Genomic DNA, 12,354 nt, shown 5'->3' with positions numbered 1-12,354 from the left:
GATGGGCTCCGCACTTCCGCTCGGCGATCCCGCTCCGCCCGACGGCCGCCTTCCGGCCGGCGCCGCCGTCGATCAGAGCACGCCCTTCGGCGTTTACCTGCACGTGCCCTTCTGCGTCGTGCGGTGCGGCTACTGCGATTTCAACACCTACACGTCGACCGAACTGCGCGGGGCGCGTCAGGACGAGTTCGCCGACACGCTGCTGCAGGAAGTGGCGCTGGCGCGGAACGTCCTGGCCGAGCACGGCGATCTGCGGCCCGCGGCGACCGTCTTCTTCGGCGGCGGGACCCCTACCCTGCTGCCGCCCGGCGACCTGGTGCGCATGCTCGCGGGCGTCCGCGACACGTTCGGCATCGCGGACGACGCCGAGATCACCGTCGAGGCCAATCCGGACACGGTGACAGATGCCGTCGCGGCTGAGCTCGCGGCATCCGGCGTCACGCGACTGTCGATCGGTATGCAGTCCGCGGTGCCGCACGTGCTCGCCGCGCTCGATCGCACGCACGAGCCGCGCAATGTCGCGACGGCGGTGGCCGCCGCCCGTCGCGCGGGCCTCGCCGTGAGCCTTGACCTCATCTACGGTGCACCGGGGGAGTCGCTCGATGACTGGCGGGCCTCGCTCGAGGCGGTCACGGCGCTGCAGCCCGACCATGTCTCGGCGTACGCGCTCATCATTGAAGACGGCACGAAGCTCGCGCGTCAGATCCGTCGCGGCGAAGTACCCGCACCCGACGACGATCTGCAGGCCGACATGTACGAGTTCGCCGACAGAGTGCTCGCCGAGGCGGGATACGACTGGTACGAGATCTCGAACTGGTCGCGCTCGGTCGCCCAGCGCTCGCGCCACAACCTCGCCTACTGGTCGGGAACCGACTGGTGGGGCTTCGGCCCCGGCGCGCACAGCCACATCGCGGGAACCCGCTTCTGGAACGTCAAGCACCCCGCCGCCTACGCCCAGCGGCTCGCGTCGGGCCTTTCCCCCGCCGCCGGCCGCGAGACGCCGGATGCCGCCGCGCGGGTACTCGAGACCGTGCTGCTGCGCACACGCATCCGCGAGGGAATGCCCCTGGCCGACCTGCCGCCGTCGGCGCGCGCCGGCGTGGCGGGTCTCATCGCAGACGGGCTCATCGAGGGTGCCGCCGCGATCACCGGACGAATCGTGCTGACGCTGCGCGGCCGGCTGCTCGCTGACGCCGTCGTGCGCGCCCTCACGTCATGACGTCGAGTGGGCCGGGCGTCCGCTAGAATTGGCACTCTCTTGCGGTGAGTGCCAGCACGGACGTTTTCGAAGGAGTCGCAGTGGTCAGCGAACGAGGTCTGCAGGTTCTGCGGGCGATCGTGCAGGACTATGTCGACACCCATGAACCGGTCGGCAGCAAGTCCATCGTCGAACGGCATGCCTTCGGCGTGTCGGCTGCGACGATCCGCAACGACATGGCCCAACTCGAAGACGAAGAGCTGATCACGGCTCCGCACACGTCGTCCGGTCGCGTTCCGACCGACAAGGGCTACCGCGTCTTCGTGGACCACCTCGCAGAGCTCCGCCCGCTCAGCCTGGCACAGCGCTCGGCCATCTCGTCGTTCCTCGACGGTTCGAGCGACCTCGACGACGTGCTGTCCCGCTCGGTGCGCGCCCTGACACAGCTGACCGGTCAGGTCGCGATCGTCCAATACCCGTCGTTCGCGCGGGCGACCCTCACCCACGTCGAGCTGGTCCAAATCGGCGGCGGACGGATGCTCGTCGTCCTCGTCACCGACACGGGCCGCGTCTCGCAGCGGCTCGTCTACGTGGGAGACGAGTACGACGATGTCGAGCTCGGCGTCATCCGTGCCGAGATCGCCGCCCTCGTCGTCGGCCGCCCCGTCCGCGACGGGCTGCAGCGCCTCACCGATGACGACGCCGTGCGCGCGGCGAGCACGTCGTCGCGCGATACCGCGATCAGCGCCATCGCGCAGATCGTCGCCGAAGAACTCGACGGGTTCCGTCAGGACCGGCTCGTGATGGCGGGCTCGGCCAACCTCGCCCGGCGCGAGACCGACTTCCGCGGCAGCATCTACCCGCTGCTGCAGGCCATCGAGGAGCAGGTGACGCTGCTCACCCTGATGAGCGAGATGGTCGCCGACGAGCATGGGCTCGCGGCGAGCATCGGTCGTGAAAACGAAGCATTCGGGCTCACCGAGGCCTCGGTGCTCGCGAGTGACTACGACGCGACCGGATCCCGTGCGCGCGTGGGTCTGCTCGGTCCGACCCGCATGGACTACTCCAACAACCTCGCCGCGGTGCGGGCGGTCGCCCGCTACCTCACGCGACTACTCGAAGAAGACGAAGCCGCCCGCTGACGCGGTGACGGCATGACACGACCCCGCGGTGAGCCGCGGAGGGAAGGCGACAGTGGCTGACCACTACGAAGTCCTCGGCGTCGGACGCGACGCCACCACCGACGAGATCAAGAAGGCGTACCGCCGTCTCGCCCGGGAGCTGCACCCCGACGTCAATCCGGGCGAAGAGGCGTCTGAGCGCTTCAAAGAGGTGACGCACGCCTACGACGTGCTGAGCGACGCCGATCAGCGTGCACGCTACGACAGGGGCGGCGATACGCCGTTCGGTGGCGCCGGCGGATTCGGTGGCTTCGGCGACATCTTCGAGACGTTCTTCGGCGCCGCCGGGGGTGGGCGCTCCGGTCGCCCCCGCTCGCGGCGCGAGCGCGGGCAGGATGCCCTCGTGCGGGTCACACTCGAACTGAACGACGTCGTCTTCGGCGTGCACCGCGACATCGAGGTCGACACGGCGGTGCTGTGCGACACGTGCGAAGGGTCGTGCTGCCAGCCGGGCACGTCGCCCGTGACGTGCGACATCTGCCACGGTTCGGGAAATGTGCAGCGACAGGTGCGGAGCCTGCTCGGCAACGTCGTCACGACGCAGCCGTGCAACGTCTGCCAGGGCTACGGCACGACGATCCCTTACCCGTGCGCGACGTGCCAGGGCCAGGGGCGCGTGCGCTCTCGCCGCACCGTGTCGTTGGACATCCCGGCCGGCGTCGAGACCGGCCTGCGCCTGCAGCTGCCGGGCTCGGGCGAGGTCGGGCCGGCGGGCGGTCCGAACGGCGACCTCTACGTCGAGGTGAGCGTGACCCCGCACCCCGTGTTCAGTCGTGACGGCGATGATCTACTCGCGACGCTCGACGTGTCGATGCCCGATGCGATCCTCGGCACGACGACGACCATCGAGTCTCTTGACGGGCCGGTCGAGCTCGAGATCCGCCCCGGCGTGCAGGCCGGCGACGTGCTGACGATCAAGGGCCGCGGCATCACGCCGCTGCGCGGCACCCAGCGCGGCGATCTGCGCGTCGGCGTCCACGTGCTGACCCCGACCCGGCTGGACGGCAAGGAACGGGCGCTCATCGAGGAGTTCGCCAAGCGCACGAAGGCGCCCGGCCCCAAGCTCACCGAACACCACCAGGGGCTCTTCTCGAAGCTGCGGGACCGCTTCCGGAACGGGTGACCGATGCCACTGCACTTCCTGCTCGACGAGCCGACGGCGGCGCAGTCGGGTGACGAGATCACCCTGACGGGCGCCGAAGCCCACCATGCCGCGACCGTGCGGCGCGTGCGCGTCGGCGAAGAGGTCACGGTGGGCGACGGCCGCGGAGCCTGGCTCGCGGGGTCGTGCGTGTCGGTCGCGCCGCGCGAAGTCGTCGTGCGCGTCGACTCGCGTCGCGACGAGCCCGCGCCACGCCCACGCATCGTGCTCGTGCAGGCGCTCGCGAAGGGGGACCGCGACGAACTCGCCGTGCAGGCCGCGACCGAGCTCGGCGTCGACGCGATCGTGCCCTGGCAGGCCGCCCGCAGTGTGTCTCGATGGGGCGAGAAGGCCGAGAAGGGCCGCGCGCGGTGGGCCACCATCGTGCGCGAAGCCGCCAAGCAGGCCCATCGCCCGTGGGTTCCCGAGGTCGAACCGCTCACGACCACGAAGCAGCTGATCGGCCGCGCCGCGGCATCCGTCATGCTCGTGCTCGAGCCGTCCGCGACGGACCGTCTCACCGACATCGTCCGCCCCGCGGATGCACCGGGGGACCCCTGGCACGACGGCGCTGACGTGCTGCTCGTCGTCGGGCCCGAGGGCGGGATCGCGCCCGTGGAGCTCGCCGTGCTGCGCGAGGCCGGAGCCCGGGCCGTGCGTCTGGGAAGCACGGTGCTGCGCACGTCGACGGCGGGGCCTGCAGCCCTCGCGGCCGTGAGTGTCGCCCTCCGCCGCTGGTGACCGGTGCCGATTAGACTGTCCGAATGAGCGAATCGTCGATCTTCACGCGGATCCTCCGCGGGGAGATCCCCTCCGAGATCATCGCCGAGACCGAGAATGCCTTCGCGATCCGCGACATCGCCCCGCAGGCGCCCGTGCACCTCCTCGTGATCCCCAAGACCGAGGAGTACCGGAACGTCGTCGAGCTGGCCGCGGGTGATCCCGCACTGCTGGCCGAACTCGTCGGCCTCGCGAACTCCCTCGCAGCCGAGCACGCCGACGGGGACTTCCGACTCATCTTCAACACGGGCCCCGGTGCGGGTCAGACGGTCTCCCACGTGCACGCCCATGTGCTCGGCGGCGGACTGTCAGAGGAGAGCCTCGGTGCCTGACGACACCCCTGACGGAGCGACCGTTGACCATGTGTACGTCGACGGCGTCGCGATGGTGCAGCTGCTCGGTCCGCAGGACCGCCTGCTGCGGGTCGTCGAGACCGAGCACCCCGGTGTCGACGTTCTCGTGCGCGGCAACGAGATCACCCTCACCGGAGCCGCAGACGCCGTCGCCGCTGCCCGCAGCCTCGTCGACGAGCTGATCCAGATGACCAAGGCCGGCCAGGGTCTCGAACCCGCCGATGTCTCGTCGTCCAGCCGCCTCCTCCGCACAGAAGGCGGACCGCGTCCGTCCGAGGTGCTCGGCGAGGCCATCCTGTCCTCGCGCGGCAGAATCATCCGCCCCAAGACGCCGGGGCAGCGTGCGTACGTCGACGCGATCGATGAGAACACGATCGTCTTCGGCATCGGCCCCGCCGGCACGGGCAAGACCTACCTCGCGATGGCCAAGGCCGTGCAGGCGCTGCAGCGCAAAGAAGTCAGCCGCATCATCCTGAGCCGCCCCGCGATCGAAGCGGGGGAACGTCTCGGGTTCCTTCCGGGAACGCTCACCGACAAGATCGATCCCTACCTGCGGCCGCTCTATGACGCGCTGAACGAGATGATGGATCCCGAGATCGTTCCCAAGCTCATGGCCAGCGGAACGATCGAGGTCGCACCGCTCGCCTACATGCGCGGCAGGACGCTGAACGACTCGTTCGTCGTGCTCGACGAAGCACAGAACACGACGCCCGAACAGATGAAGATGTTCCTCACGCGTCTCGGTTTCGGCACGCGCATGGTCGTCACGGGCGACATCACCCAGATCGACCTGCCCGAGGGCGCGTCGGGGTTGCGGCTCGTGACGCGCGTCCTCAAAGACATCGACGACATCCACTTCGCTCAGCTGACGAGCGCCGACGTCGTGCGCCACTCGCTGGTGGGGCGCATCGTCGACGCGTACAGCGAGTACGACGAGCGCCGCCTTGCCGGGCGGCGCGAGCGCGACGAAGCGTCGGAGCTCGCCAACCGCGCCGACCGGCGCGGTGCTCAGCGCCCCTCGGGGCCCCGCGATCGATTCCCCAAGCGAGGACGCTCATGACGATCGAGATCGGCAATGAATCCGGTATGCCCGCCGATGAAACGGTGCTGCTGCGGCTCATGGAGCACAATCTTGCGCACCTGCACGTGAGCCCCGACGCCGACGTGGCCATCCTGCTCGTCGACGAGGGTGCGATGGAGGCGCTCCACGTGCAGTGGATGGACGAACCCGGGCCGACCGACGTGCTCAGCTTTCCCATGGACGAGCTTCGCCCCGGCACGGACGACGCCCCGACGCCCCCGGGCCTGCTCGGTGACATCGTGCTGTGCCCGCAGGTCGCCGAGACGCAGGCGGTGGCCGCGCACCATTCGACGATGGACGAACTGGTCATGCTGACGACCCACGGACTTCTGCACCTGCTCGGATTCGACCACGCAGAGCCTGCCGAAGAGCGTGAGATGTTCACCCTCCAGAAGGAGCTCATCACCAGCTTCCAGTCGGCCGAGCGCCGACGACGCGCATGATCGCGGGTCTCCTCCTTCTCGCTGCCGTCCTGCTCATCGCCTTCGGCAGCCTCATGGCTGCGATCGATGCGGCGCTCTCCGTCACATCGCGCGCGGACCTCGCCGAGATGGGCGAGGACGGCGGGCGCAACGCGGCCTCGCTGCAGCGGATCGCCGCCGACCCCGAAGCGCACGCGACCGCCGTGGTCTTCATCCGCATCCTCGCCGAGACGGGCGCGGCCGTGGTGGTCACGGTCGCTTTCACGATCCTGTTCGAGGACATCTGGTGGGCGATGCTCGCCGCCGTCGTGCTCATGACCGGCATCTCGTTCGTCGTGGTGGGCGCCAGTCCCCGCGCGTGGGGTCGGCAGCACGCGACGCGCCTGCTGCGTTCGGCCGCGCCCGTGATCCGCGGCATGCGCCTCATCCTCGGCCCGCTCGCGCACGGGCTCGTCGCGCTCGGCACGCGTGTCACCCCCGGAGTGCGGCGCAGTGCCTCTTTCGCCTCCGAAGAGCAGCTGCTCAGCATCATCGACGAAGCGACCGAGAACGAGCTCATCGAAGAGGACGACCGCGAACTCATCCACTCGGTCTTCGACTTCACCGACACGATCGTGCGCGCCGTCATGGTGCCTCGCACCGACATGGTGACGGTGGATTCCGCTGCCACCGCCCGCGATGCCATGAGGATCTTCCTCGAGAAGGGCATCTCGCGCATCCCGATCGTCGACGACGAAGCCGACGACCTCGTCGGAATGCTCTATCTGAAAGACCTCGTGCAGTTCGCTTTCCGCGACGAAGCTGCGTGGGCCGACGCTCCCGTCACCCGTGTCGCGCGTCCCGCCGTCTTCGTGCCCGAGTCGATGAAGGCCGAGTCGCTCCTGCAGCAGATGAAGCGCGAAGCCGTGCACGCCTGCCTCGTGATCGACGAGTACGGCGGCGTCTCCGGACTCGTCACCCTTGAAGACCTCATCGAAGAGCTCGTGGGCGACATCGCCGACGAGTACGACCCGCGCGCCGACGAGGTCAGCGAGATCGAGCCCGGACGCTTCCGCGTCAGCGCGCGTCTCGGACTCGACGAAGTGGGCGACCTGTTCGGCATGGATCTCGAAGACGAAGACGTGGATTCGATCGGCGGGCTGCTCGGCAAGGCCCTCGGACGCGTGCCCCATCCCGGTGCCACGGCGGAGTACGCCGGCCTCGTGCTCACCGGCGGTGCCTCACGCGGTCGCGGGCGCGGCATCTCGACCGTCTTCGTCGAGCGCGGCGAGACGCCCGTCGACGCGAGTCGAAACCCCCGAACCGGAGAGCTTCGCCTGCCACGCACGGGCGAGATCCGCAGACCCCAGAACGAGGAGACGCCATGACCAATCCCGAGCCCACGGGGTATCGTTCCGGCTTCGTGACGTTCGTCGGACGGCCCAACGTCGGAAAGTCGACGCTCACCAACGCGCTCGTCGGCGAGAAGGTCGCGATCACGAGCGACAAGCCCCAGACGACGCGCCGCGCGATCCGCGGCATCCTGAACCGACCGACCGGGCAGCTCGTCATCGTCGACACCCCGGGAATCCACAAGCCCCGCACGCTCCTGGGTCAGCGACTCAACGACCTCGTCGAGTCGGTGCTCGGCGATGTCGATGTCATCGGGTTCTGCGTGCCGGCGACCGAGAAGGTGGGGCCCGGAGACCGGCGAATCGCCGAATCGCTGTCGGGATACGGGCGAGCCAAGAAGGTCGCCATCGTGACCAAGACGGATGCCGCGACCCGTGAGCAGATCACGGCACGTCTCATCGAGGTCGACCAGCTGCGCGAGGACTGGGCTGCCGTCATCCCGTTGTCGGCCCTCACACACGAACAGCTCGACGTGCTGACCGACGAGCTTCTCTCACTCATGCCCGAGGGCCCGCCGCTGTATCCGGACGACGTCGTGACGGACGAGTCGATCGAAGACCGCGTCGCCGAGATCATCCGCGAGGCCGCGCTCGAGGGCGTCCGCGACGAATTGCCGCACTCCATCGCCGTGACGATCGAGGAGATGTCGCAGCGCGAGACGGGGTCGATGACGGACATCCATGCGAACGTCATCGTCGAGCGCGACAGCCAGAAGGCGATCATCATCGGACATCGCGGCTCTCGCCTGCGCGACGTGGGCGCACGCGCCCGTGCGCAGATCGAACCGCTCGTCGGGACGAACGTCTTCCTGAAGCTGCACGTGCGCGTCGCTAAGGAATGGCAGCGCGACCCGAAGCAGCTCGGACGACTGGGGTTCTAGTCGCTCAGCGCGCTTCTTCGACGCGCAGGGTGCACGCGCGGGCGTCGGCGCTCAGCATCATCCTCACCGGGTCGGGACTCGACGCGTACTTGCGCCACAGCTCGTCATCGATCTCGGCCTGTACGGGGTCGTCGACGGGGACATGCGAGGTGGTGACGCGCTCGCGCTCGAGGTCCAATGCCGCGACGCGGTCCCGCTCGGCGATCGATCCGTCCCCCAGTGCGAAAGCGACTGGGCGACCGGACTGAACATGGCGGTACCACGCGGCCCCGGGGCCGTTGACTGACCGGATGTACGGCACGCCGTCGACCACCATCGACCAGATCGGCGTCGCGACGGGCTGCCCGTCGGCCTTCGTCGTGACCACGGCGACGACCTGGGTCTCATCCAGCACTCGAACGATGTGGTCGAAGCTCATGCAGCCGAAGCTACCCCACGCGGGTGACAGGCCGCTCAGGCCCGGCGGGTCCAGACAGCCGACCGCCGATGCGGCGAGCGGAGCGCGACACGCTCACACGCGCCGATCTGCACCTCTCACTCCGGGAGGGGCCTCAGTGCCGAGCGGATCACGACGATGTCCTCGCCGAAGTCCTCGTCCGCGGCCTTCTGCCACGTGCCGTCGTCCCACACGACGTCGACCAGGAGCCGCCCGTCCTCGGGGAACGACATCAGAAAAGCATCGCCCAAGCGGTTCGGCATCTCATCCTGCAGGTCGACAAGCTGCTCCTGTGTGGCCGGGCCCGGCTCGCCGGGGGTCGTCTCGGGGGATGCGATCGGGTCGTACAGCGCCAACATGATGGGTTCCTCCGTGAGCGTGAAAGTCTCACCGTCGTACGTCCCCTGGACGGCATACGCACCCCACGTGACGTCACCTGCCGTCTCGGAGCCGTCCAGTCCCTCCCAGTCCCATCCCTCGATCGGGATACCGCTGCACTGCGGGGGATACGATTCGGCGATCATGCCGAGACACAGCTGAGGGTCGCCGCCCTGGTCCAGCACCGTGCCCTGCGTGATGACGTCGCCCTGCGGCGGCGCGGGCCACACCGAGCCCAACGACGCCCCCGCAGCGGCATCGGACGCGGACGGCGTCGCACAGCCAGCGAGCACGACGGCGAACGTTGCGCCCGCGAGTGCGATAGAAAGTCGACGATGACGTGTCATGTCCTTCCAGTGTCGCGTGCGGCGGGTTCGTCTCAGGTGCCTTGCCCCCTGGTATCATCGACGCATGCGCTTCGGCGGGCTCCTTCTTCTTAGCCGCCGCGACGAGTCCTCGCTCTAGGACCTTCCTCGTCGCGGCGATCGTCGTTGGTCCGCTATCCATCCGGCACACTGCCAGCCCCATCGGGCGATGAAAGAAGCGACGAGTCATGCAGAACACCCAGAAGCCCTCGGGAATGCCGATCCACAAGTATCGGCCGTACCACGAACAGATCCGCGTCGACCTGCCCGACCGCACGTGGCCGTCACAGCGCATCACGACCGCGCCGCGCTGGTGCGCCGTCGACCTGCGCGATGGCAACCAGGCCCTCATCGATCCCATGAGCCCCGAGCGCAAGCGCATCATGTTCGAGCTGCTCGTGAAGATGGGCTACAAAGAGATCGAGGTGGGGTTCCCCTCGGCGAGCCAGACCGACTTCGACTTCGTGCGCCAGCTGATCGAGGACGACCTCATTCCCGAGGACGTCACGATCCAGGTTCTGACGCAGTCGCGCGAACACCTGATCTCACGCACCTATGAGGCCATCGCGGGCGCCAGGCAGGCGATCGTGCACCTGTACAACTCGACGTCGATCGTGCAGCGCGACGTCGTGTTCCGCACCGACAAGCAGGGCATCATCGACATCGCGCTCGAGGGCGCACGCCTGTGCCGCGAGTACGAGAAGCGCGTCCCCGAGACGGCCGTCTACTACGAGTACTCGCCCGAGTCGTACACGGGCACCGAGCTGGAGTTCGCCCTCGACATCTGCAACCAGGTGCTCGAGGTCTTCGAGCCCACGCCCGAGCGCAAGGTCATCATCAACCTGCCCGCGACGGTCGAGATGGCAACCCCCAACGTCTACGCCGACTCGATCGAGTGGATGAGCAGGCGGCTGAACCACCGCGAGAACGTCATCCTGTCGCTGCACCCGCACAACGACCGCGGCACGGGCGTCGCCGCCGCCGAGCTGGGATACCTCGCCGGAGCCGACCGCATCGAGGGATGCCTGTTCGGAAACGGTGAGCGCACCGGCAACGTCGACCTCGTCGCGCTCGGCATCAACATGCTGACGCAGGGGATCGACCCGCAGATCGACTTCAGCGACATCGACCACGTCAAGCGCACGGCGGAGTACTGCAACCAGTTGCCCGTGCCCGAGCGCAGCCCGTGGGCGGGAGACCTCGTCTTCACGGCGTTCAGCGGCTCGCACCAGGACGCCATCAAGAAGGGTTTCGAGGCGATGGAGGCCCGGGCCGAGGCGGCGGGAGTCACGGTCGACGAGATCGAATGGGCCGTGCCCTATCTGCCGATCGACCCGAAGGATCTCGGTCGTTCGTACGAGGCCGTCATCCGCGTCAATTCTCAGTCGGGCAAGGGCGGGGTGTCCTACCTGCTCAAGACCGACCATGCGCTCGACCTGCCGCGCCGCCTGCAGATCGAGTTCTCGGGCGTCGTGCAGGCCAAGACCGACGAACACGGCGGTGAAGTGACGAGCGAGCAGATCTGGTCGATCTTCACCGACGAGTACCTGCCCGCGGCCAACGAGGCCGACCGCTGGGGTCGGTTCGAGATCCTCGCGACGCGCAGTTCGAGCGACATGACCGGTGACGTCGAGCTCGCGGTGCGTCTGCGCGACGGCGAGGAAGTGCAGGACGCCACGGCGCACGGCAACGGGCCGATCGCGGCGTTCCTCGAGGTGGTGCGTGCGCACGGCTTCGACATCTCGCTCTACGACTACGTCGAGCACACGCTGAGCGCCGGCGGTGACGCGCAGGCTGCCGCCTACGTCGAACTGCAGGTCGACGGCGAGCGCCTGTGGGGCGTCGGCATCGACGGCGACATCTCGACCGCGTCGCTCAAGGCCGTCGTCTCGAGCGTCAACCGCGCGATCCGCACGCGCGAGCGCTCGGCCTCGCTCGTCTCCGCCTGACCATCCCGGCAGCGAGGCGGCACCGGCGTGCCGGCTGCCGTCTCGCGGGGAGCGGGGGAGCGGCGGCGGACGGCGGCGGGGTCAGGGCTTGATGATCGGGATCGTCGAGGTCTCGACGGCCACCTTGCGGCGGTGCAGGGCGCGCTGCTCGGGCAGCGAGATGTCGAAGATCACCGCGAGCAGACGGATCACGGCCGTCACGACGATCCCCGCGACGGATGCTGCGACGAGCGGTACGCCCAGGGCGTGGGTCGTCGCGAGCACGACGCATCCGGCCCCGGCAGCCACGGCATAGAGCGACCCGACGTGCATGATCGCAACCGGCAGCCCCATGATCATGTCGCGCAGGATGCCGCCACCCACCGCGGCACACACGCCGACGAAGATCGCCGGGATCTCGGGAAACCCGAGCCCGATGGCCTTGCTCGTGCCGAGGGCGCCGAACATGCCGATCACGAGGGCGTCGAGCCCCACGATGAAGCGGTTGAGTCGCTGGAAGATCCCCGCCAGGAGCATGCCGACCAGCGCCGCCGCCGTCGCCGTGATGAGATACCAGTTGCTCTGCAGGGTCGCCGGCGGCACGTTCAGCAGCATGTCGCGGATGAGGCCACCGCCCATTCCCATCACGATTCCGATGATCGCGACACCGAGCAGATCGAGGCGGCGCTGACCGCGGAAGCCCGACGCGAAGAGGGCACCCTGCACGCCGCCGAGTCCGACGGCAGTCAGGTCCACCCACAGTGGGATCTGGAAGAGCGGGTCGTTCACGCATCCATTCTCTCGCCTGGACGGGATAAT

At 68.6% G+C, this 12,354-nt stretch carries 13 protein-coding genes; 10 read left to right on the top strand and 3 right to left on the bottom strand.

Going from position 1 to position 12,354, the window contains the following annotated elements; all coding sequences use genetic code 11:
* Position 1 precedes the first annotated feature (1 nt).
* The 9 genes from hemW (at position 2) to era (ending at position 8,428) form a co-directional block, all read left to right on the top strand.
* Positions 2–1,219 carry a radical SAM family heme chaperone HemW gene (hemW, locus tag AC25Y0_RS05045; RefSeq protein ID WP_488134317.1) on the top strand — a complete coding sequence of 406 codons (1,218 nt, stop codon included), beginning with the start codon at positions 2–4 and terminating at the stop codon, positions 1,217–1,219.
* Between the two features lie 80 nt (positions 1,220–1,299).
* Entirely contained in the window at positions 1,300–2,340 is a 1,041-nt protein-coding gene (gene hrcA / locus AC25Y0_RS05040) for a heat-inducible transcriptional repressor HrcA (RefSeq protein WP_488123226.1), read from the top strand.
* 52 nt (positions 2,341–2,392) lie between these two features.
* Positions 2,393–3,502, top strand: coding sequence for a molecular chaperone DnaJ (dnaJ, locus tag AC25Y0_RS05035; RefSeq protein WP_488123225.1), 1,110 nt, complete (start codon positions 2,393–2,395; stop codon positions 3,500–3,502).
* Positions 3,503–3,505: 3 nt separating this feature from the next.
* Positions 3,506–4,261, top strand: a complete 756-nt coding sequence (locus AC25Y0_RS05030; protein ID WP_488134316.1) for a 16S rRNA (uracil(1498)-N(3))-methyltransferase — start codon at positions 3,506–3,508, stop codon at positions 4,259–4,261.
* A 23-nt stretch (positions 4,262–4,284) separates the two neighbouring features.
* The gene (locus AC25Y0_RS05025) at positions 4,285–4,632 is read left to right on the top strand and encodes an HIT domain-containing protein (protein WP_488123223.1); all 348 of its coding nucleotides are present in this window, start codon (positions 4,285–4,287) and stop codon (positions 4,630–4,632) included.
* 52 nt (positions 4,633–4,684) lie between these two features.
* A complete protein-coding gene (locus AC25Y0_RS05020; protein ID WP_488134348.1) occupies positions 4,685–5,713 on the top strand; it encodes a PhoH family protein in 1,029 nt (342 codons plus the stop codon).
* Positions 5,710–6,177, top strand: a complete 468-nt coding sequence (gene ybeY, locus AC25Y0_RS05015; protein ID WP_488134315.1) for an rRNA maturation RNase YbeY — start codon at positions 5,710–5,712, stop codon at positions 6,175–6,177. The genes AC25Y0_RS05020 and ybeY overlap by 4 nt, the downstream gene beginning before the upstream one ends.
* A complete protein-coding gene (locus AC25Y0_RS05010; protein ID WP_488123221.1) occupies positions 6,174–7,523 on the top strand; it encodes a hemolysin family protein in 1,350 nt (449 codons plus the stop codon). The genes ybeY and AC25Y0_RS05010 overlap by 4 nt, the downstream gene beginning before the upstream one ends.
* Positions 7,520–8,428 (top strand): GTPase Era, encoded by a 909-nt coding sequence (gene era, locus AC25Y0_RS05005; RefSeq protein ID WP_488123220.1) that lies wholly within the window; start codon positions 7,520–7,522, stop codon positions 8,426–8,428. The genes AC25Y0_RS05010 and era overlap by 4 nt, the downstream gene beginning before the upstream one ends.
* Before the next feature lie 4 nt (positions 8,429–8,432).
* On the opposite strand, the gene AC25Y0_RS05000 is transcribed toward era, so the two are convergent.
* Both AC25Y0_RS05000 and AC25Y0_RS04995 read right to left on the bottom strand, forming a co-directional pair.
* A complete protein-coding gene (locus tag AC25Y0_RS05000; protein ID WP_488123219.1) occupies positions 8,433–8,846 on the bottom strand; it encodes a DUF2255 family protein in 414 nt (137 codons plus the stop codon).
* Between the two features lie 116 nt (positions 8,847–8,962).
* On the bottom strand, positions 8,963–9,589 hold the full coding sequence (locus tag AC25Y0_RS04995) for a hypothetical protein (protein WP_488123218.1): 627 nt from the start codon (positions 9,587–9,589) through the stop codon (positions 8,963–8,965).
* A gap of 206 nt (positions 9,590–9,795) precedes the next feature.
* Here AC25Y0_RS04995 and leuA point away from each other — a divergent pair, with 206 nt between their 5' ends.
* Positions 9,796–11,556, top strand: a complete 1,761-nt coding sequence (gene leuA / locus AC25Y0_RS04990; protein WP_488123217.1) for a 2-isopropylmalate synthase — start codon at positions 9,796–9,798, stop codon at positions 11,554–11,556.
* Positions 11,557–11,637: 81 nt separating this feature from the next.
* Here leuA and AC25Y0_RS04985 read toward each other — a convergent pair whose 3' ends face one another.
* On the bottom strand, positions 11,638–12,324 hold the full coding sequence (locus AC25Y0_RS04985; RefSeq protein WP_488123216.1) for a trimeric intracellular cation channel family protein: 687 nt from the start codon (positions 12,322–12,324) through the stop codon (positions 11,638–11,640).
* Positions 12,325–12,354: the final 30 nt, after the last annotated feature.

Source organism: Microbacterium sp. Y547, from assembly GCF_057669785.1.
Note: the sequence above shows the minus strand (reverse complement) of the source record. Positions and strands in the feature narration are given on the sequence as shown.